Origin of the sequence: Flavobacterium sp. CECT 9288 (assembly GCF_918731615.1) — a bacterium.
Taxonomy (GTDB): domain Bacteria; phylum Bacteroidota; class Bacteroidia; order Flavobacteriales; family Flavobacteriaceae; genus Flavobacterium.
In genome coordinates, this window is sequence record NZ_OU957226.1 from 1,251,221 (window position 1) to 1,271,528 (window position 20,308).

A 20,308-nucleotide genomic window follows, 5' to 3' on the forward strand; every position below is an offset into this window, starting at 1 on the left:
TTAAAGTTTAATATTTGGTATTAAATTAGCAGCTTCCTTCATTTTTTGATCAACAATTTTTGCATAAATTGCGGTTGTGCGAATTTCTCTGTGTCCAAGTCTTTTAGATACAGTGTAAATGTCTGCCCCATTTTCAAGTAAAAGAACAGCATTCGTGTGCCTGGCGCTGTGAAACGTTATATGTTTTGATATTCCTGCTCGATTACACCAACGTACTATTTCATTATTGTATACAGCACTGTATTTTAGGCCTTTAAAAACTCTTTCTGATGGGTCTTGTCGTTCTCCAAACAACTCTCTGATTTGATTTGAAATATACAGATATTCAACTCCTTCAGTTTTTTGCTGACGAAAATTTATTCTACTAACTCCATTGTCTTCATCCCTTACTTCTGACCAAACTAAAGTATTTATGTCGCTCCACCTAAGACCTGACAATGCAGATGCAATAAAGGCTCGTTTTAAAATTTCATATTTGCAAGGAGTATTAGCTAGTGATTGTAGCTCTTGATGCGTTAGATATTCTCTTTGACTTTCAGCTTGTTCAAATGATTTTGTTTTCGAAGCATAATTTATTGATAAATAGCCATCATCAAATGCAGCTCTTAGACAAGCTTTGAACTTGTTATAATAAGAATATTTTGAATTAAGTGACAGAGGTGTATCACTTTTTGTTTTAGCTTCTTTGTCAAAGTACAAACGCACTCGCTTGACAAAGTTCTCATCAACTTCATCAAATGTAAGATTTGATGAAATACATCTTTTTAGATGTAGAGAAGTTGCCGTCCAGTTCCCGTAGTTTTTAGGAGAGTCAATTTTTTCCTCCGTTTTCTCTATAAAGTAATCTAAAAACAATCTTTTTGACTTAGAAGTGTTTTTGATGTCAAATTTACCTTGAAAGTATTCTGCTTTACGGATAGATAATATTTGTTCACTTAAAGTGTCAATTTCTTTATTCTCTTTCTTTTCGGTGGCAGTTTTGGGTTCTTGATGTGGATACAACTTTAAGTACTCAAAATCTCTTAAGTGAATCCTTTTACCATCCATGTTTATAGTAGAGCCTTTGTAGTACTCTAGGTATAAACTGAACTTGCCATTTTGTAACTTCTTTTTCTTTAAAGTGATATTCATAGGTGTACATTTTTACACCTTTTTAGTCCTGAGGTGTACATCGAGTGTAACAAATGTATGAATTAAAGTTATTACAAGAAAGCCATAATACAGTTAAATCAATGGTAGTCAAGTTATAGAAAGTTAAGAATACTTAAAGAAAGTGCTTTTATTTCCCGATACAGAAATTCGCAAATATGTTCCCCAGTAATTCATCATTAGTCACCTGACCGGTAATCATCCCGAAATGGTATAATGCTTCGCGGATATCAAGCGCCATTAAGTCGCTAGAAAGGTTGGTTTCAAGCGCGTATTTTACTTTGCTAATCTCATCAAGTGCTTTTAATAAGGAATCATAATGACGGGTGTTGGTCACAATGGTTTCGTTGTTGCGCAACGCACCGGTGTTGACAAAGGAAAGCAATTGGTTTTTGAGCTCGTCAACCCCTTCTTTATTTTTGGCGCTCAAAAGTAGTATTTCTGGAATTTCTTTCTTGATATGCTCAATCTCATTATCGGAATATAAATCTTTTTTATTTCCGATAATAATCAAGGGCTTCAAGGGAAATTGGTTCTTAATTTTCTCAAATTCAATCTGAACCTCTTTGATATTTTCAGCATCAAGAGTTCCTCCTTTGGGGGTTAGCGGGCTCAAATACAAAACCACTTGCGCTTGCTCTATTTTCTCAAAAGTTTTTTGTATGCCAATGCTTTCTACGTAGTCTTTGGTTTCTCGAATACCAGCTGTGTCAATAAATCTAAAACCAATGCCGCCAATGACTAATTCGTCTTCGATGGTGTCCCGCGTTGTTCCTGCAATGTGAGATACAATGGCGCGTTCTTCGTTGAGTAAAGCATTCAAAAGCGTCGATTTTCCTACGTTGGGTTCACCCACAATGGCAACAGGAATTCCGTTTTTAATAACGTTACCCACTGCAAAGGAATCAATCAAACGTTTCAATACAAATTCAATTCGATTCAATAATTCATGAAACTGGGTTCTGTCAGCAAACTCTACATCTTCCTCGGCAAAGTCTAATTCAAGTTCGATAAGCGAAGCAAAGTTTAAAAGTTCCTCTCTCAATTTGGCAATTTCGTTCGAGAAACCACCACGCATTTGCTGCATCGCAATTTGATGGCTGGCTTCATTGTCTGACGAAATCAAATCGGCAACAGCCTCGGCTTGGGATAAATCCAGTTTTCCGTTCAAGAAAGCACGTAGGGTAAACTCACCTGCATCGGCCATTCGGCATCCTTTTCTGAGCAATAATTGAATAATTTGTTGCTGAATATACGTTGATCCGTGACAAGAAATTTCTATGGTATTTTCGCCAGTATAGGAATTAGGTCCTTTGAAAACAGAAACTAATACTTCATCGAGCGTTTTGGAACCATCCACAATATGACCTAAATGAAGGGTGTGGGTTTTTTGAGTGACTAAGTTTTTATTTTTTATGGATTTAAAAACACTATCAGCAATAGGAATAGCATCTTGACCAGAAATTCGTATTATGGCAATTGCTCCGGCACCAGATGGTGTGGCAAGGGCAACAATGGAGTCTTGAGGAATCATTTTGATTTATTTTTATACAAAAGTAACCAAAATTGGTGGGAGCGCAAGACAACTGCCTTACTGAAAAAAAAATTGAAAATAGTGATGCTAGTATGACAAATATCATACTTCTAGCGCAAGTAAGAGTTTATCTTTGTTACAACAACTAATCTTTTAACTACACATGCTATGAAAAAAATTCTTTTCCCTACCGATTTTTCACCTGTTGCCACAAATGCTTTTGTACATGCCTTAAAGTTTGCAAATACAGTAAAAGCTGAAATCGTATTGTTGCACACCTTTGATGCGCCTAGTTTTGACAGTTCGTTTTTTCCACCTAATTACACCATTTTATACAACTCAGTCGAGTTGACTAATTTTGAACAGTTCAAAGATGAGGTTCCTAAATTGCGCGCCATTGCAGAAGAACGCAATTTGCAGCACATTACATTATCGCATAGATTGACTGAAGGCGATTTGACTTCTTGTATTTTTGATATTACGCAAGACGAAGATATTGATTTTATTGTCATGGGAACAAATGGAGTGCAAGGTTGGGACGATTTTTTTGCGGGCACCAATACGGCAAACATTATAACTGACGGAACTGTTCCCGTATTGTGCGTTCCTGGGGATGCTGAATACAGACCCATTCACCAAATTTGTTTTACGACTCGTTTTAGAAAAAAAGACAAAAAAGCTTTAAAACAAGTTTTAGCTATAGCGCGCAAAACAGGAGCCAAAGTAAAATGTTTGTATGTAAAAACAGCTAGTTCTGATGTTACCAAAGATACGATTAAAGCTTGGGAAGATGAGTTTAGTGCCGAACCAGTAGAATTTCACGTTATGATTAGCGATGATGTACAAGGTTCTATTTACGATTTTATTCAGCAAAAAGACATTGATATACTCACTTTGTTGCATTACAAAAGAAGCTTTTTAGCGGGTATTTTCAATTCGAGTTTAACCCGAAAAATGGCCAATTACACTGATTTACCAATTTTAGCCATTCCTGCTGATATAGAATAGAAAAGAGCGGTTTTGTGGTATAATTTTAATAGTTGCTTGTATTGTTTTTCGAATTTAAAATGGTTCGACAGGAATTGTTTGATCCAATGAAAGTTATAAAAACGAAGCAGTTTATGAGAGTATCATATTTCAAAGCCTTTTGATTTTATAAACGTTTGCATAAATTACAATTGAAATCATCTCAATAATGCAGCAATGGAGCTTCTAAAGTTATAGATATTGCGCGACTTGTAGTATAGCGGCTCCATTGCTTTTAATTGAGATGGATAGGGAACTAATTTACTATATTTGTAAATCATCAATTAAAATATGGAAATTTATAAATCAAGAGTTGCTCAATTTTCACAAGTAGCATCAACCTTAACAAAAAAGTACAATAGCATCAGTATAAGTAGATTACTGGCTATGGTGCTTTTTTTTGTTTCAATTTATTACTATTTAAAAACGAATGCTTTACTGTACAGTCTGGCAGCTGTTTTTTTTCTGGTTTTGTTTATTATTTTATTGCGTTTTCATACGTCTATAAATACTAAAAGAAAGATAAATAAGGCTTTAATTGACATTAATACTAATGAGATTTCTTATTTAGAGGGTAAAGCTATTCCGTTTGAAAATGGAATTGAATTCAATGATTTCCACCATCCGTATGCGTATGATTTGGATATTTTTGGAGCACATTCTTTGTTCCAAAATTTAAATAGAACAGCAACTTACATAGGAAAAAATACGTTTGCAAAACGATTGTTATCCATAGCACCCAATACTGAGATTGAGCAAAATCAAGAGGCAGTGAGGGAGTTGTCTGCTAAAATAGAGTGGCGTCAAGAGTTTTTGGCTGTGGCCAAAGTAGGAGAGGACACGGCAACTAGTTACCAAAATTTAATGCGTTGGACTACATTTAACAGTACACCGCTTTCGCGAATTACTGTTTTAATTTCATACCTATCACCGCTACTTTTTATTACTTTTTTGATATTGTATGCTGTCACTTCAAAACTTATTTTCGCCTCAATTCTGGGTTATGTTTTTATATTTAATTTGATGGTTTTAGGAAGGTTTGTCAAACGAATTCTAGCCGAAGTAGCCACCTCAACAAATATTGATATTACAATTCACCAATACAGTTTACTATTAGAAAAAATTGAAAAGGAGCCTTTTACATCTCAAAAACTAATTCAGTTGCAACAGCAATTAAAAATTGAAAATGGAAATGCCAGCGCGCATTTAAAAAAATTATCTGAATTGTTTTCTAATATGGATAGTATTGGAAATTTTGTAACTGCAACCGTTTTTAACGGAACTTTTCTTTTTAATTTGCATGTTTTTAAAGCTTTATTAAAATGGAAAAACTACAATGGTGCCGCGCTAGAGCAATGGTTGAATGTTATTGGTGAAATGGAAATGCTCAACAGTTTAGCAAATTTTGGGTATAACAATCCAGATTTTGTTTATCCAAGTTTAAATACCAAGTATGAAGTTGATTTTAAAGGACTAAGTCATCCTTTGTTAAACAAAAAAACTAGAATTGGCAATGACGTTTGTTTTTATCCACAATCATTTATGATATTAACTGGATCAAATATGTCTGGCAAAAGTACTTTTTTGAGAAGTCTAGGTATCAATATGGTTCTTGCAGGAATTGGTTCCCCTGTATGCGCATTACAAGCTAATATTCATCCCTTACCGGTACTAGTATCCATGAGATTGTCTGATTCCTTAGCAGATAGTGAATCGTATTTTTTTGCTGAAATAAAACGCTTACAACAAATTATGGACGAATTGCATCATACACCAGCTTTTATTTTACTAGACGAGATTTTGCGCGGTACAAATTCTGATGATAAGCGAAACGGTACCATAGAAGTAGTTAAGAAAGTGATTGCTAAAAATGCTATTGGTGCTATTGCTACACATGATATTGAAGTTTGCCTTACTACAAATGAATATCCTGAAACCTTAGTAAATAAATGTTTTGAAGTAGAGATTGTTAATGATGAGCTCCATTTTGATTACAAACTTCGTGACGGAATTTGTAAAAACAAAAGCGCTACTTTTTTAATGAAAAAAATGGGAGTGATTTAAAATTAAAAGTATCTACTCGAGATTAAAACTAGTCTTATAAAAGGATCAATTAAATTTGATTTTAAATGTGATAATTTTTATGTTTGGTGACAGTTTTGTACTAATGGAAACTATAACAGAATAAAATGGTGGAGCAATCAATAAAAAGGTTAGAATATTTAACTGATATAATTCCAAGTCTGATAACTGAAATGGGTGAAGAAAGTTTTTCTTTAAAAATATCAAAAGATAAATGGAGTAAAAAAGAAATTATAGGCCATTTAATTGACAGTGCAACAAATAATCATCAAAGATTTGTTCGTGGACAATTTGAAATGACTCCTGAAATTAGTTACAACCAAAATAAGTGGAATGAATTTAGTTTTTACCAACAAATAAATTCAGAGCAGATTATTTCATTTTGGACAATATATAATAAACAACTTCTTGAAATTATTAAAAGAATACCTATTGAAAACTTAAAAAGAGAAATAAAAATAGGGGAAAATATTTTCACCTTAAAATTTTTGATTGCAGACTATGTTGACCATTTAGAACATCATTTAAAACAAATAGTGGAATATGAATAAGAAAATCAATCGACCTGAAGCAGTTTGTTGCGATTGGGATCTTGGTTTAATTAAATATTAATTTTGTACATGTAAAGTTAATACTTAACAGAAAGTTTAGGTTTCCTTAATTCTCCACTTCAGCAAGTCGTGAAACAGTTAACTCATAAAAATCAGAAACAGCCGTAACAAAAAAAAACCGTCTCCAAAATAGAGACGGTTTTTTTCAATATAAAAATGGTTTGGTTAATAGCGTATGTTAAATTGTAATCTTAGCTGTTAAGCATTACAGGCATTACAAGCATAGTAACAGTTTCACCTTCCTCTAATCCATCAACTGGAGTTAAAATTCCGGCTCTGTTAGGTAATGACATTTCAAGCATAATCATATCCGATTGTAAGTTGGTCAACATCTCAGTTAAAAAACGAGAGTTGTAGCCTATTTGCATATCGTCGCCTTGGTAATCACATGTCAATCTTTCTTCGGCTTTGTTTGAATAATCAATATCTTCTGCAGATACGTTTAACTCAGCACCAGCAATTTTTAATCTAATTTGGTGTGTAGTTTTGTTCGAAAAGATAGCTACACGACGCACAGAACTTAAAAATTGAGTACGGTCAATCATTAATTTATTTGGATTCTCTTTTGGGATTACCGCTTCGTAATTTGGATATTTTCCATCAATTAAACGACACATCAAAATGTAATTGTCAAAAGAGAAAGTAGCATTCGAATCGTTGTATTCTATTTTTACCTCTGCATCCGAAGATCCTAAAATATTTTTTAAGATGTTCAATGGTTTTTTTGGCATAATAAAATCAGCAACTTGAGAAGCTGTCACATCAGTTCGAGCATATTTTACCAATTTGTGCGCATCAGTTGCCACAAAAATTAAACCTTCTGGCGAGAATTGAAAAAACACTCCAGACATTACAGGACGTAAATCATCATTACCTGCAGCAAAAATAGTTTTACTTATTGCTGTAGCCAAAACATCAGCAGGAACAAGTGTTACAGATGGATCTTCAAGGTTTACTGATTTTGGAAACTCCTCACCAGGAGCATACGCAAGCGCATATTTACCTGAGTTAGAACTTATTTCTATGGTGCTATTATCTTCTATAGTAAATGTTAAGGGCTGCTCTGGAAATGTTTTAAGAATTTCCAAAAGTAATTTTGCAGGAACGGCAACGCTACCTTTACTTTCTGAATCGATTGATAAGGTTGCAGACATAGTAGTCTCTAAATCAGAGGCAGATACGGTCAATACATTATGATCTAGATCAAATAAGAAATTGTCTAAAATAGGTAATGTGTTGCTGCTGTTGATTACATTCCCTAAAACTTGTAATTGTTTCAATAAGTATGAACTCGATACTATAAATTTCATCTGTTTTATTTTATTTTTTTTAAGGTATTTCTTTATTTGTGAAATACGTTACATGTTACAAATATATCGTAAACTATTCTAGTTTGGAAACTTTTTTATTAACATCTATTTACTGTATTTTCTTTTACGAATGAAAGTAAACACAAAACCGAAGATCCCCAAAATAATAATTGGTAACCCGATAGTTAGTATTGGGGTACTGCTATAGTTTTCATAAACCTTTTCTTTGTCTAATAAAGGCAAATCTAGATCCTTGCTTCGAATGTTAATAAGTCCATTATCATCTAATAGGTAATTGACACAGTTTATTAAAAAATCTTTATTGTCATATAAATTTCCTGAACGCTGATCATAACCCAGCTCAACAGGTTGAAAGTTTTTATCCAATTGGTTTTTGATTAGATCTCCATCAGCTATGATAATCATTTTATTTGCATTTCCTTGGTCTAAAAATGTTTTTTGTTCAAAAGGCAAAACTCGATTTTTATACATCGATTCAAAACTACCTTCGAGTAATACGGATAATGGAAGTTTTCCTTTTGCGGCATAATCAGCAGGCGAAGTTTCTTCGGTAACACTTTCTAAATTTACTTCTGATGGCGTTCCTATCTTTTTTGAATATTGTGAGGACTGTAGCAGTACCGTTTTTTTGATGCCGTTTTTCAAGGTATCAATAGGATTAGCAAAGTCAAATTTTATACCTCCAAGGTTTTTTACAATAGGGTGTACACTTGTAGGATATACTTGCGGTGCAAATTTCCAGTTGAATTCCTGAAATTGAGTTGCACTTCCTTGTTCGCCAGTAGCCAGTTTTATTGGGCTTCCTTGTTCATCTTTTATTAAATCTGGATTAATACGAAAGCCATATTTAAAAAACATATCATTCAAGTTTAAATCTCTAGGGTAGGCTAGGGTAGCTCCTGCAGGATTGTACAAACTATCTATTTCTGCTACAACTTGGTCCACAAGCCATAACGTTTTACCACCATGCATGATGTATTGATCCAGTACTTGTTTTTCTTGATCAGTAAAGGTTTCGGTTGGTTTTGCAATAAGTGCTAGATCATATTCTTTAAGAGATTCTAAACTTTTCAACGGATTTTTAGCCACTGAATCAAGCGTGAAAGGAGCAATAAAGTAACTCTCTCTTACTTGCAATAAAAATTTGGCCATTAAAATATCTTGTAGTTCGCCATTCCCTTTTATGACCGCTATTTTTTTCTGTTTGGCTTTTGTAATTTTATTTAAACCTTCGGCAATAGAATATTCCAAATGTTGTACAGATCCTATCACTTTTTGGGTAGTTGAGGCTCCCATAATATTCTTTAGCAAAGGAATATTTACTTCTTTGTTATCATAAACAGCAATTGCCCATGGGAAAACCATAGCTTGTGACTGTTTTCCTTTGTCATCAACAGTTATGTTTACAGGAGTTAAGCCTTTTCGATACAATTCTTTTATGTTGTCCATGCTTGAATCCTTGTTTTCCAAAGGATCTACAAATTCAAACACTAAATTAGAATTGTATGCTTGAAATTCTTCTAAAAGTTGCTTTGTTTCTTGTTGTAAGCGTCTGAATTCTGGAGGTAAATCGCCTTGCATGTATACTTTTATAACAAGCGGATTTTGAACCTGATCAATAATTTTTAATGAGGTAGGGGAAAGTGTGTATCTCTTATCTTTTGTTAAATCAAAACGATGAAAAACGGAACTTCCTATTGCATTTAAAACTAATACAACGGCAAGAATAATCAATACTGATTTCAGGTTTTTTTTCTTAGAAGTAGTCATTACGATTTGAAAGATTTTAGATTATTAACAGTAAATGAAAGAAAAACAACGGTAATACTTGTAAAATAAAGAATGTCTCTCGTGTCTAGTACTCCGCGACTCATACTCTTAAAATGATCTTGCATACCCAATGAAGCAATGATTTGAGATAAACTTGGAACCACTGTTGCAATACCTTCGAATCCAAAATAAAAAAAGAAGCAAATAAAAACCGCCAAAATAAAAGCAACAATTTGGTTGTCTGATAATGTAGAGGTGAATATCCCTATCGAAGAATAGGCTGCAATTAGGAACACTAATCCAAAATAAGAGCCTATTGTGCTTCCCATATCGATATTACCTTCAGGCATTCCTAGGTCATAAATTACGGCTACATAAATAAAGGTTGGAATTATGGCTATTAGAATTAAAAGCAAAGCTCCAAGAAATTTCCCGTTTACAATTTGCCAAATACTTAATGGTTTTGTTAATAATAATTCTAAGGTTCCTTGTTTTTTCTCATCTGAGAAACTTCGCATGGTTACAGCTGGAATCAGGAAAATTAAAATCCAAGGTGCCAAAGTGAAAAAGGGAGTCAAATCAGCAAAACCAGAATTAAGGATGTTATATTCACCTTCAAAAACCCAAAGAAATAATCCGTTAATGATTAAAAAAATGGCAATTACTAAATAACCTATTGGCGAACCGAAAAAGGATTTTATTTCTCGTAAAACTATTGATTTCATTTGTTTTTTTGTTTAAAGTTTCAAATGTTTAATGTTTAAAGTTCCCAATTCAACAACTTTAAACCTTAAACTTTAAACTATTTTTTACTCTAAAGTAACTAATTTATCTACGCTCCACGCTTCGGGTTTATCGTTGAATAATTTTTTGGTGAAAGTCCACACATTATAAAATAGTTTAGAATTTCTGTAATTTTCTAAATCGGCTTCGGTTTCCCAATAACTGTAGGTAAAGAAAATACTTTTGTTGTTTTTATCTTGATACAATTCTAAGAAACGATTTCCAGGCGCATTTCGTATTTTATCTTTCATTAACTCAAAGTTTTCTAAAAATGCCGGAATATGTTCCTCATGAAAACTTAATTTTACAATGCGTACAAACATTAGATTTTGGTTTAAACTTTATATAAATTTTATAATAATAACATCTCTATAATTCAGTCCTAATAAGCTACTTGCTGATCCTACTTTTGAAGGATTACTTCTAAAAATAGCAATTTCTAAGTAGCCTGCTTCATTAAAGATAGCTAGTTTTTCACCTTCATAGGATTTAATGGGATATTTGTCATTTTTTGCAATAGCAGAATAATTTGGCAATATGTTTTTAATATTTTTAGTTTTTAAAACAATTTCATAAGATCTTCCTTGTGCTACTTGATTGAAATATTCTTTGGATATATTAGTAACAACGTTCCCAAAGTGATCTATATAAACTACATGTCCTTTTAACGAATTTCCATCAATAGCTAAAACCGCATTTAAATCTGTTACTTCTTTTAGTGTATCAATGGGAGTGCCTATGGTTTTTAGAGCGCCACCTTTAGCTAAATGACATGCTACGAATACAAATGCATCAAGGTCAACAGCATCTTGGTCTAATTGATCATGAATGTCTATGGCTACAATTTCTTGCGGATATACTTTTTGCGAAAGCATACTCAAAATACCATTATCAGCAGCAATAAAATAATGATCATTCCATTGCATTGCAATATGTTGGTTTTCTTTATTACGCTCCATATCTACTCCTATGAGGTGTATGCTACTTTTAGGGAAACTGTTGTATGATGCGCTCACACAATAACTGGCCTCTACAGTATTAAAAGGATCAATTTCATGTGAGATATCAATAATTGTTGCCTCAGCATATTGAGATAAAATTTTTCCCTTCAACGCACCTACAAAGTGGTCTTTCAAGCCGTAATCGGTAGTAAGGGTAATTATTGACATAAATTTGTTTATAACTATTGCTGTTTTGTAAACCTAATTTTCATTAAATTTGAGAAACGCAAAGCTAAAGTATTTTAAGCTTTAATTTAAACAGAATTTTAATTTCAATTTAAAACAAACCAATGATCAAACCGTTTTTTTTTCTTTTACTTTTCTTTTGTAGTATACAATTGCATTCTCAAAAATTAGTGTACAAGTCAAATGGAAACATTTTAGATTCTGAAAGCCAAAAAATAAGACCTAATCAAGTAAGGGAAATATTAAAAGGGAATCAACAACTACGTGCAGATTACAATGATGGCAGATCTAAAAAAACAGCTGGAAACATATTGCTTATTGGTGGACTTGGATTTCTGACTGCTGATTTAGTTAAGGGAGTTACTGCTTCTGGAATATCTGCAACTCCTATTGGGGGTGGACAGTATGCTCTTCAAGATGAGAAAAACAGTTATCCTTCGTTGTTAACTTATATTGGTGTTGCAGCAATCATAATTGCGATTCCTGTCAAAATTGGTTTCTCAAAGAAAATTAAAAATGTAGTGACTGAATATAACAATCAGAACGCTATAGGTAACAATCAGTTTGAAAGCACCAAAGTAGATTTGATAACCAATTCAAACGGTGTAGGACTTCGATTAACTTTAAAATAAAACATCTAAACATACAACCACTTGAACGAAAGAATAATTGAGCTCATAGACATCGCTCCAAAAGACTTTTGGGGCGCTCAAGACACTCATCTTGAATCCATAAAAAAATATTATCCAAAATTAAAAATCGTTGCAAGAGGAACTACACTCAAGGCTTTTGGAGAAAAGGAAGTTTTAGACGAATTTGAAAAACGATTTCAACGATTGATGCTTCATTTTACGCGTTACAACAACATAGATAATAATGTTATTGAAAGAGTTATTATGGGAGATGCACAAGAAGATCGCAAATTTCAAGGAAGTGACAAAATTTTAGTACATGGTGTGGGGGGCAAAATAATTAAAGCCATGACTCCTAACCAGCAATTGCTTGTTGATACGCTTGAAAAAAACGATATGGTATTTGCAGTTGGTCCAGCAGGAACTGGGAAAACATATACCGGTGTTGCTATGGCTGTGAAAGCATTGAAAGAAAAACAGGTTAAAAGAATTATTTTGACTAGACCTGCAGTTGAAGCTGGAGAAAATCTAGGTTTCTTACCCGGCGATATGAAAGAGAAACTGGATCCATACATGCAGCCATTGTATGATGCGCTACGAGACATGTTGCCTAATGAAAAATTAGAAGATTATATTTTAAAAGGCATTATTCAAATTGCTCCACTTGCTTTCATGAGGGGTAGAACACTGGATAATGCTTTTGTAATCTTAGATGAAGCTCAAAACACGACTCATTCCCAAATGAAAATGTTCTTAACGCGTATGGGTAAAAGTGCTAAGTTTATGATTACAGGTGATCCGGGTCAGGTAGATTTACCAAGGCGAACCATATCAGGACTTAAAGAAGCTTTGTTAGTTTTAAAAGATATTGATGGAATAGGAATTATTTACCTGGATGATAAAGATATTGTACGTCATAGACTGGTTAAGAAAGTTATTGATGCTTACAAAATGATTGAAAATAACGACTAGAACTTTTTTTAATATTGAAATCGGGGATTGCAATACAATGCCATCCCCGATTTTTAATTTTTAAAGAATCTGTCTTTTTTTTTTTGAAATGATAGTTTGTAAAAGGTTTTGTATTGAAATTGGCATTTTATTTTAACATAATGCTACACCAAAAAAAAGTACGTTCTCTTTTCATTGTTTAAAAAATAGAATAGTTTTGAGGGTATGAATTTTTTAGAAAAAAAATGATTGTAAACAAGAATATTAAAGTTATAGTTAGTGATTTAGATGGGACATTACTCAACTCAAATCATACAATTTCAGATAGAACCATTTCTGTTTTTCAAAAACTTCACCGTCTTAATTATATAATCATTGTTGCAACTGGGCGTCATCATCTTGATGCGATGCCAATACTTGATTCACTAGGATTTCCCGTTTATTTGGTCTCGTCAAATGGTGCTCGTATTCATGCCCCTGATAAAAAGTTACTTTATTCGTTTGATATAAAAAGTGATCACATTCAATCAGTACTAAGCATTGACATTGATCCAGATATTACAACGGTTTTATTCAAAGAGGATATTTGGTTTACCAATAAATACAATAAGAAGTTAAATGATTTTCAACCTGAAATAAGGTATCGTCCTGAGCTGGTAAATTTTAATGAATTAGAAGACTATGCTGGGATTAAATTATTGTTTACTCACGACAACCACTCAAAACTAATAGCGGTTAGAGATCGGATTTTAGAAAAACATGAAGGATTATTTAATCATGCCTTTAGTTTGCCTTTTTGTTTAGAATTCATGGATAAATCAGTAGATAAAAGTGTAGCTATTGCTAATATTCTTGAACTTGAGAATTTTAGTTTTCAAGAAACACTTGTATTTGGGGACGGTTATAATGATGAAAACATGCTCCGCGAGGCAGGAATAGGCGTACTTATGGAGAATGCTCCTCAAAGTTTGAAAGAGTTGTTACCGCAGCTTGAAATAACAACGACCAATGAGACTGATGGAGTTGCAAACTACATCACCAACAAAATAATTAACTCTAAACTAGAACTGCAACAATAACAACTAAACTTAAATCAAATTGAAATGAATAAAAATATAATACTGTTTCTTTGCATGCTATTTTCGGTTACAATTAACAGCCAAACCTTAAAGCTAGAGGAAATCATGAAAGGAAATGCTTTCATAGGTTCGCAACCAGAAAACGAAAGATGGTCAATAGATGGACAAAAAGTATATTTTGACTGGAACCCACATAATGAACTAGGAAATAGTACGTATTTCTGGAAAAAAGGCATGTCTAAACCAGAACTTGCAACTGCTAGTGAAGTTGTTTTTTCAAGATTAGATTTAAGAAAATCATCTAATCCAGATGTGTATTTTTATCTTGATAAAGGCCGTTTGTATTCGTACTCATTGAAAAATAAAGTTTCTAAAAAGTTGTTTCAGCACAGCAGTCCCATTTCAAATTTGCAAGTAAGTGCAACAGCGGGTTTGTTGTTTTTTAGACAGAATGACAATATTTTTCAATACAACATTAACGAAGGTTCTTTGATTCAGCTTACAAATTTCCGAAAGGGAAAAGCGGATGAGGTTGCTTCTCAAAAAGAAACTTTTTTAAAGACCCAGCAAGAAGAGTTGTTCCAATTTGTAAGAGATCAAGAAGCATTAAAAAAATGGAATGGTGAAAAAGCTAAACTTTCTATGTCAGATTTCCCAAAACCTTATTTTTATGGAAAAAATACTTTTGGAGGGTTAAAAATGGATCCTAAAGGCAATTATGCCACTTTTAGATTACTAGAAGAAGTAGAGGGGAAAAGAGAAAAAATGGAGGCTTTTATTACTGCAAGTGGCTACAATGATATTGTTGACACTAAAGAAAAAGTTTCTGTAAATAATTTGATTCCTTCAAAGTTTGGTGTTTATAATGTTGCTAAAGACTCTGTTTATTTTATCAATTTTTCTACTTTGACCCACATTCAAGATGTACCAAAATATTTTGAATTGTATGAGAAAAATAAAAATGTGGAGAAAAAGAACAAATTAATTATTGTTCAAGAGCCAATATATAATGATGATGGTAGCTATGCCGTTTCAGAGATAAGAAGTCAAGATAACAAAGACCGTTGGATAGTACGTTTGAATCTTGAAAAAAATACTTTTGAAGAAATAAATTATCAGCATGACGAAGCATGGATTGGAGGTCCTGGAATTCCGTCAAGCTCTTTCGGGAGAGGAACTCTTGGTTTTTTAGCTGATAATGAGACTGTTTATTTTCAATCTGAAGAGACCGGTTATTCTCATTTGTACACCTACAATTTAAAATCAAAACTTAAAACTCAATTGACGCAAGGTAATTGGGAAGTACGATCAGTAGTTTTGGCTAAAGATAGAAAAGCATTTTACCTAACAACTACAACCACACATCCAGGAAATAGAAGTTTTTACAAGCTTGATATTTCGACAAAAAAAATGCAACCTATTTTAACTAATGATGGTGCTCATGAAGTAAGTATATCTCCGGATGAAAGTTCGTTGTTAGTTCGCTATTCTTATAAAAACAAACCTTGGGAATTATATGTTGCAAGTAACAAGACCAATACCTCTTTGGATCAAATTACAGCATCGTTAACAGAAAGTTTTAAAGCCTATTCTTGGCGTGAACCCGAAGTTATTACGTTTAAAGCTCAAGATGGTACAACCGTACATGCTAGATTGTACAAGCCTCAACAAGCAAATGCTAATAAAGCGGCTATTTTATTTGTACATGGAGCAGGTTATTTACAGAATGCGCACAATTATTGGAGTAGCTACCATAGAGAGTATATGTTTCACAACATGTTAGTAGATCAAGGATATACGGTTCTTGACATTGATTACAGAGGTAGTGATGGATACGGACGCGATTTTAGAACTGGAATATACCGTTTTATGGGAGGTAAAGATTTATCAGATCACTTGGATGGAAAAAAGTACTTAGTTGAAAATCATGGTATAGATGCTTCAAAAGTGGGTATTTATGGAGGTTCTTATGGTGGTTTTATTACCTTAATGGGAATGTTAACAGCGCCAAAAGAGTTTGCATCAGGTGCAGCACTTAGATCGGTTACAGATTGGGCACACTACAATCATGGCTACACAGGTAATATTTTAAATTTTCCTGAAACAGATCCAGATGCGTACAAAAAAAGTTCTCCAATTTATTTTGCGGATAATCTTCAAGGAGATTTATTGATGTTGCACGGAATGGTTGATGATAACGTAGAGTATAAGGATATTGTTCGTTTGTCTCAGCGTTTTATTGAATTGGGTAAGAAAAAATGGAGTTTAGCTAGTTTTCCAGTTGAAGCACACGGATTCAAAGAAACGTATTCATGGGTTGATGAGTACAGCAGGATATTAGATTTATTCAATCAAACCTTACTCAAAAAATAGTTTTCCTGTAATATTAAACAATTGAATGAGGTATTCATTGCTATACTTTATGAAATAGTTTTAAATTTGCAGCTACAATTTAAACACACACACAACTAATAAAATGAGCCACACAATTACAACTACAAATTTCAATTTCCCCAATCAAAAAGCAGTTTACCGCGGTAAAGTAAGAGAAGTATACACTATAAATGATGAACTATTGGTTATGGTTGCTACAGATAGGCTTTCTGCATTTGATGTGGTTTTACCAAAAGGAATTCCGTACAAAGGTCAAATTTTAAATCAAATTGCTACCCGATTTATGGAACTGACCTCGGATATAGTGCCAAATTGGTTGCTTGACACACCAGATCCAAATGTAGCTGTTGGGAAATTGTGTGAGCCATTTAAGGTAGAAATGGTTATTAGAGGTTATTTGTCTGGACATGCGGCACGCGAATATGCTCTTGGTAAAAGAGAAATTTGTGGCGTTTCAATGCCTAATGATTTAAAAGAAAACGATAAATTTCCTGAACCAATAATTACACCTACAACTAAAGCAGATAACGGAGAGCACGATGCCGATATTTCAAGAGAAGAAATTTTAAGTAAAGGTATTGTATCTCTTGAGGACTACCTTGTCTTAGAAAAGTATACCAGAGATTTATATCAAAGAGGCACAGAGATTGCAGCGGGTAGAGGTCTTATTTTGGTGGATACTAAATATGAATTTGGTAAAACCAAAGAAGGTAAAATTGTTTTGATTGATGAAATTCATACTCCCGATTCTTCACGTTATTTTTATGCAGATGGATATCAAGACCGTCAAAATAATGGTGCCGAACAAAAACAATTGTCAAAAGAGTTTGTAAGAAGATGGTTGATAGAAAATGGCTTTCAAGGACTTGAAGGACAACAAATACCTGAAATGACAGATGAGTATATAGAATCTGTATCTGAAAGGTATATCGAATTATACGAAAATATATTAGGTGAAAAGTTTATAAAAGCAGATATCACTAACATTGATGCAAGAATTGAAGCTAATGTAGTAGACTATTTGTCTCGTAAATAACGATCAAAATGTAAAATCCGCTATTTTGAATAGCGAATTTTTTTTGTATCAATAATTTTTATAAAAAATCATTTTTTATCATTCTTAAAGATTATCAGTGTAATCAAATAAAAAGACCGTAAATCATGTTTTGATTTACGGTCTTTATTCTTTTTAGTAATTATAGTTTGCATCTATATTAATTACCTATTTACTCGTCTTTCGTTGGTTGAGCTAGTAGTACGTCTATTTCCAAAATTATTTGTTTTTTTGGCTGCATCTACTTTAGGTTGTTTGGGTGCAGAAAAGCGTTGTGTTCTACCTTGCCCTTGTTTTATAGGCTCTTTTGATGCGTTTGGATCTGGCTCAAAACCTTTTATGTTTTCTTTTGGGATTGTTAACCCAACTAATTTCTCGATATCTCTTAAAAAAACAGTCTCATCAGGACTAAACAATGAAATTGCTTTTCCATTTGCACCAGCACGACCTGTTCTACCTATTCTATGAACGTAATCTTCTGGTATGTTAGGTAATTCAAAATTTACAACATGCGGTAATAATGGAATATCTAATCCACGAGCTGCAATATCTGTTGCTACTAGAGCTGTTAGACTTCCATTTTTAAAACCTTCCAAAGCTTTTGTTCTAGCGCCTTGACCTTTATTACCGTGAATTGCGGCAGCTTTAATACCAGCATCGTTCATAAACTCAGTTAGTTTATTAGCGCCTTGTTTGGTTCTTGTAAACACTAAAATTTGTTTCCAGTTCCCTTCGGTAATCAGTTTTATGATTAATTCGGTTTTTTTCTCTTTGGCAACAGGATAAATTAGTTGGGTTATGGCGTCAACAGTAGTGTTCTCAGGAGTTGCTTCAACCTGAATAGGATTTTGAAGAATTCCCATTGCTAGTTTCTTGATATCTTTTGAAAAAGTTGCAGAGAAAAGTAAGTTTTGTCTTTTTTGAGGTAAAACTTTCAGTACTCTTTCAATATCACGTAAAAATCCCATATCCAGCATTCTATCGGCTTCATCAAGTACTAAAATTTCCACTTTTGCAAGTGAAATCAAACCTTGATTGTGTAAGTCTATAAGTCTTCCTGGCGTTGCTACCAGAATATCAATGCCTTGACGTAATTGTGTTACTTGAGGATTTTGATTTACTCCACCAAAAATAACCGTACTTTTTAAATCTAAAAATTCGCTGTATTCTTTGATATTTGCTAATATCTGAGCTGCTAATTCTCTTGTAGGTGTAAGGATTAAAGATCGAATTGGACGATTGCGAACTGGCTGACTTTGAGATAACAATTGCAATATTGGGAGCGTAAAACCTGCTGTTTTTCCTGTTCCAGTTTGAGCAGATGCTAAAACATCTTGGCCTTTAAGTATGGGAGGTATTGCTTTTTGTTGAATTGGAGATGGGGTAGTGTACCCTTTTTTGCTGATTGCTTTGAGTAAAGAATCAGATAAACCTAATGAATTGAATGACATAAATTGTATTTACGAAGCAAACACATTTATATATTTTGCTCCTTTAATTTGGCGCAAAGGTATGTCATTATTTTGGATATCTCTTGATTGATAGGTTTTCTTTGTTTAAGATACTTGTGTAAAGTGTTGTTTTACAGTGTGGAAAGGGTTTTGCACAGGCTTTTTAATCACATTATTGCTTGTAAAAACACTCTAAAATCATGAAAATGAAAACAATAATTGATTATTCATGAATTACAAAAGATCATTTTTACAATAAAGAATATTTTTGAATCAAACCTGAAAATTATTTTTTTGGATCAAATTGAATAAAAAAATGTGGCATGCAGTTGCAATGCTACATGCCACAATGTGTTAATTGATTTCAGCAAAAGTATTCCCTTGTTTGATATCGCCAGTTTTATATCCTTTCATAAACCAAGCTTTTCTTTGGGCCGAGGTACCATGAGTAAAGGATTCCGGAACAATATGGCCTTGCATTTTTGCCTGTATAGCATCATCACCTACAGCGTGAGCGGCACTTAATGCTTCTTCAAGATCACCTTCTTCAAGGATATTTTTCATTTTTTGATTGTAGTGTGTCCAAACGCCAGCATAAAAATCAGCTTGTAATTCTAGAGCTACAGATAGTTTATTGGCTTCAGCCTGACTTTTTCCTTGTTGCATTTGTCTCATTTTGGACGAAGTTCCTAGTAAGGTTTGAACATGATGTCCTATCTCGTGTGCAATTACATAGGCTGTTGCAAAATCACCACCTTGGGCCCCAAATTTAGTTTTCAACTCATTAAAGAATGTTAAATCCATGTACACTTTTTGATCTGCAGGACAATAAAATGGACCAGAGGCCGAGGTTGCGCTACCACATTCTGTATCTACACCTTGTGAGAATAAAATTAATTTAGGTCTTTTGTACTGCATATTATTTTCCTTAAAAATTTTATCCCACACATCCTCTGAATCAACTAATACGGCTTCAACAAATTTTCCTTCTTCAATTTCTTCAGCAGTTAAGGCTCTCTGTTCTGTGGGTGCACTTTGTCCTTGATTCATTTGCTCAAGAATAGGTGTTATCATTTGAGCATTTTCTCCACCAAAAGTATTTAGTAAAAGGATAACAATACCTATTATTCCCCCGCCTACTATAGTTTTTCCACCAGAAGACATTCCTCTTCTGTCTTCAAAATTTTCACTTGAACGTCTGCCACTCCATTTCATAAATTATTTTTTTAATTAATTGATTTAAAATTTAAAATTACATATTATTTTAACATTAG

General features: G+C 33.3%; 17 protein-coding genes. 8 read left to right on the forward strand and 9 right to left on the reverse strand.

Annotated elements, in window-relative coordinates; translation table 11 throughout:
- A complete protein-coding gene (locus tag LQ189_RS05425) occupies window positions 1-1,131 on the reverse strand; it encodes a site-specific integrase (protein ID WP_230154824.1) in 1,131 nt (376 codons plus the stop codon).
- A 148-nt stretch (window positions 1,132-1,279) separates the two neighbouring features.
- Entirely contained in the window at window positions 1,280-2,683 is a 1,404-nt protein-coding gene (mnmE, locus tag LQ189_RS05430) for a tRNA uridine-5-carboxymethylaminomethyl(34) synthesis GTPase MnmE (protein WP_230154826.1), read from the reverse strand.
- 168 nt (window positions 2,684-2,851) lie between these two features.
- Here mnmE and LQ189_RS05435 point away from each other — a divergent pair, with 168 nt between their 5' ends.
- From LQ189_RS05435 to LQ189_RS05445, 3 genes are all read left to right on the forward strand, one after another.
- The gene (locus tag LQ189_RS05435; protein ID WP_230154828.1) at window positions 2,852-3,691 is read left to right on the forward strand and encodes a universal stress protein; all 840 of its coding nucleotides are present in this window, start codon (window positions 2,852-2,854) and stop codon (window positions 3,689-3,691) included.
- Between the two features lie 309 nt (window positions 3,692-4,000).
- Window positions 4,001-5,773 (forward strand): DNA mismatch repair protein, encoded by a 1,773-nt coding sequence (locus tag LQ189_RS05440; protein WP_230154830.1) that lies wholly within the window; start codon window positions 4,001-4,003, stop codon window positions 5,771-5,773.
- A gap of 125 nt (window positions 5,774-5,898) precedes the next feature.
- On the forward strand, window positions 5,899-6,342 hold the full coding sequence (locus tag LQ189_RS05445) for a DinB family protein (RefSeq protein WP_230154833.1): 444 nt from the start codon (window positions 5,899-5,901) through the stop codon (window positions 6,340-6,342).
- A gap of 251 nt (window positions 6,343-6,593) precedes the next feature.
- On the opposite strand, the gene dnaN is transcribed toward LQ189_RS05445, so the two are convergent.
- The 5 genes from dnaN to LQ189_RS05470 all read right to left on the reverse strand — a co-directional run bounded on the left by dnaN (window position 6,594) and on the right by LQ189_RS05470 (window position 11,455).
- Entirely contained in the window at window positions 6,594-7,712 is a 1,119-nt protein-coding gene (gene dnaN / locus LQ189_RS05450) for a DNA polymerase III subunit beta (RefSeq protein WP_144892040.1), read from the reverse strand.
- 105 nt (window positions 7,713-7,817) lie between these two features.
- Window positions 7,818-9,503, reverse strand: a complete 1,686-nt coding sequence (gldG, locus tag LQ189_RS05455) for a gliding motility-associated ABC transporter substrate-binding protein GldG (protein WP_230154835.1) — start codon at window positions 9,501-9,503, stop codon at window positions 7,818-7,820.
- Window positions 9,503-10,228, reverse strand: a complete 726-nt coding sequence (gene gldF, locus LQ189_RS05460; RefSeq protein ID WP_230154837.1) for a gliding motility-associated ABC transporter permease subunit GldF — start codon at window positions 10,226-10,228, stop codon at window positions 9,503-9,505. Before gldF ends, gldG begins: the two co-directional genes overlap by 1 nt.
- Window positions 10,229-10,312: 84 nt before the next feature.
- Window positions 10,313-10,609, reverse strand: coding sequence for a putative quinol monooxygenase (locus LQ189_RS05465; protein WP_144892034.1), 297 nt, complete (start codon window positions 10,607-10,609; stop codon window positions 10,313-10,315).
- An 18-nt stretch (window positions 10,610-10,627) separates the two neighbouring features.
- Window positions 10,628-11,455 (reverse strand): S-adenosyl-l-methionine hydroxide adenosyltransferase family protein, encoded by an 828-nt coding sequence (locus tag LQ189_RS05470; RefSeq protein WP_230154838.1) that lies wholly within the window; start codon window positions 11,453-11,455, stop codon window positions 10,628-10,630.
- A gap of 122 nt (window positions 11,456-11,577) precedes the next feature.
- On the opposite strand from LQ189_RS05470, the gene LQ189_RS05475 reads away from it, so the two are divergent.
- The 5 genes from LQ189_RS05475 to LQ189_RS05495 all read left to right on the forward strand — a co-directional run bounded on the left by LQ189_RS05475 (window position 11,578) and on the right by LQ189_RS05495 (window position 17,565).
- Window positions 11,578-12,105, forward strand: a complete 528-nt coding sequence (locus tag LQ189_RS05475; RefSeq protein WP_230154840.1) for a hypothetical protein — start codon at window positions 11,578-11,580, stop codon at window positions 12,103-12,105.
- A 21-nt stretch (window positions 12,106-12,126) separates the two neighbouring features.
- The gene (locus LQ189_RS05480; RefSeq protein ID WP_086455520.1) at window positions 12,127-13,077 is read left to right on the forward strand and encodes a PhoH family protein; all 951 of its coding nucleotides are present in this window, start codon (window positions 12,127-12,129) and stop codon (window positions 13,075-13,077) included.
- Window positions 13,078-13,301: 224 nt separating this feature from the next.
- A complete protein-coding gene (locus LQ189_RS05485; protein WP_230154842.1) occupies window positions 13,302-14,135 on the forward strand; it encodes a Cof-type HAD-IIB family hydrolase in 834 nt (277 codons plus the stop codon).
- Window positions 14,136-14,159: 24 nt separating this feature from the next.
- Window positions 14,160-16,508 (forward strand): prolyl oligopeptidase family serine peptidase, encoded by a 2,349-nt coding sequence (locus tag LQ189_RS05490; protein ID WP_230154844.1) that lies wholly within the window; start codon window positions 14,160-14,162, stop codon window positions 16,506-16,508.
- 103 nt (window positions 16,509-16,611) lie between these two features.
- The gene (locus tag LQ189_RS05495) at window positions 16,612-17,565 is read left to right on the forward strand and encodes a phosphoribosylaminoimidazolesuccinocarboxamide synthase (RefSeq protein WP_230154846.1); all 954 of its coding nucleotides are present in this window, start codon (window positions 16,612-16,614) and stop codon (window positions 17,563-17,565) included.
- 182 nt (window positions 17,566-17,747) lie between these two features.
- Here LQ189_RS05495 and LQ189_RS05500 read toward each other — a convergent pair whose 3' ends face one another.
- Window positions 17,748-19,034, reverse strand: coding sequence for a DEAD/DEAH box helicase (locus LQ189_RS05500; RefSeq protein ID WP_086454694.1), 1,287 nt, complete (start codon window positions 19,032-19,034; stop codon window positions 17,748-17,750).
- Between the two features lie 354 nt (window positions 19,035-19,388).
- The gene (locus LQ189_RS05505) at window positions 19,389-20,249 is read right to left on the reverse strand and encodes a neutral zinc metallopeptidase (RefSeq protein ID WP_086454693.1); all 861 of its coding nucleotides are present in this window, start codon (window positions 20,247-20,249) and stop codon (window positions 19,389-19,391) included.
- Between the last annotated feature and the right edge of the window lie 59 nt (window positions 20,250-20,308).

Bases quoted from the DNA above. Each gene is read 5' to 3' on its own strand.
- LQ189_RS05475 (WP_230154840.1), top strand. From the start codon at position 11,578: ATGATCAAACCGTTTTTTTTTCTTTTACTTTTCTTTTGTAGTATACAA.
- LQ189_RS05490 (WP_230154844.1), top strand. From the start codon at position 14,160: ATGAATAAAAATATAATACTGTTTCTTTGCATGCTATTTTCGGTTACA.
- mnmE (WP_230154826.1), bottom strand. From the start codon at position 2,683: ATGATTCCTCAAGACTCCATTGTTGCCCTTGCCACACCATCTGGTGCC.
- LQ189_RS05495 (WP_230154846.1), top strand. From the start codon at position 16,612: ATGAGCCACACAATTACAACTACAAATTTCAATTTCCCCAATCAAAAA.
- LQ189_RS05445 (WP_230154833.1), top strand. From the start codon at position 5,899: ATGGTGGAGCAATCAATAAAAAGGTTAGAATATTTAACTGATATAATT.
- LQ189_RS05465 (WP_144892034.1), bottom strand. From the start codon at position 10,609: ATGTTTGTACGCATTGTAAAATTAAGTTTTCATGAGGAACATATTCCG.
- LQ189_RS05440 (WP_230154830.1), top strand. From the start codon at position 4,001: ATGGAAATTTATAAATCAAGAGTTGCTCAATTTTCACAAGTAGCATCA.
- dnaN (WP_144892040.1), bottom strand. From the start codon at position 7,712: ATGAAATTTATAGTATCGAGTTCATACTTATTGAAACAATTACAAGTT.
- LQ189_RS05505 (WP_086454693.1), bottom strand. From the start codon at position 20,249: ATGAAATGGAGTGGCAGACGTTCAAGTGAAAATTTTGAAGACAGAAGA.
- LQ189_RS05500 (WP_086454694.1), bottom strand. From the start codon at position 19,034: ATGTCATTCAATTCATTAGGTTTATCTGATTCTTTACTCAAAGCAATC.
- LQ189_RS05485 (WP_230154842.1), top strand. From the start codon at position 13,302: ATGATTGTAAACAAGAATATTAAAGTTATAGTTAGTGATTTAGATGGG.
- LQ189_RS05425 (WP_230154824.1), bottom strand. From the start codon at position 1,131: ATGAATATCACTTTAAAGAAAAAGAAGTTACAAAATGGCAAGTTCAGT.
- gldF (WP_230154837.1), bottom strand. From the start codon at position 10,228: ATGAAATCAATAGTTTTACGAGAAATAAAATCCTTTTTCGGTTCGCCA.
- LQ189_RS05435 (WP_230154828.1), top strand. From the start codon at position 2,852: ATGAAAAAAATTCTTTTCCCTACCGATTTTTCACCTGTTGCCACAAAT.
- gldG (WP_230154835.1), bottom strand. From the start codon at position 9,503: ATGACTACTTCTAAGAAAAAAAACCTGAAATCAGTATTGATTATTCTT.
- LQ189_RS05470 (WP_230154838.1), bottom strand. From the start codon at position 11,455: ATGTCAATAATTACCCTTACTACCGATTACGGCTTGAAAGACCACTTT.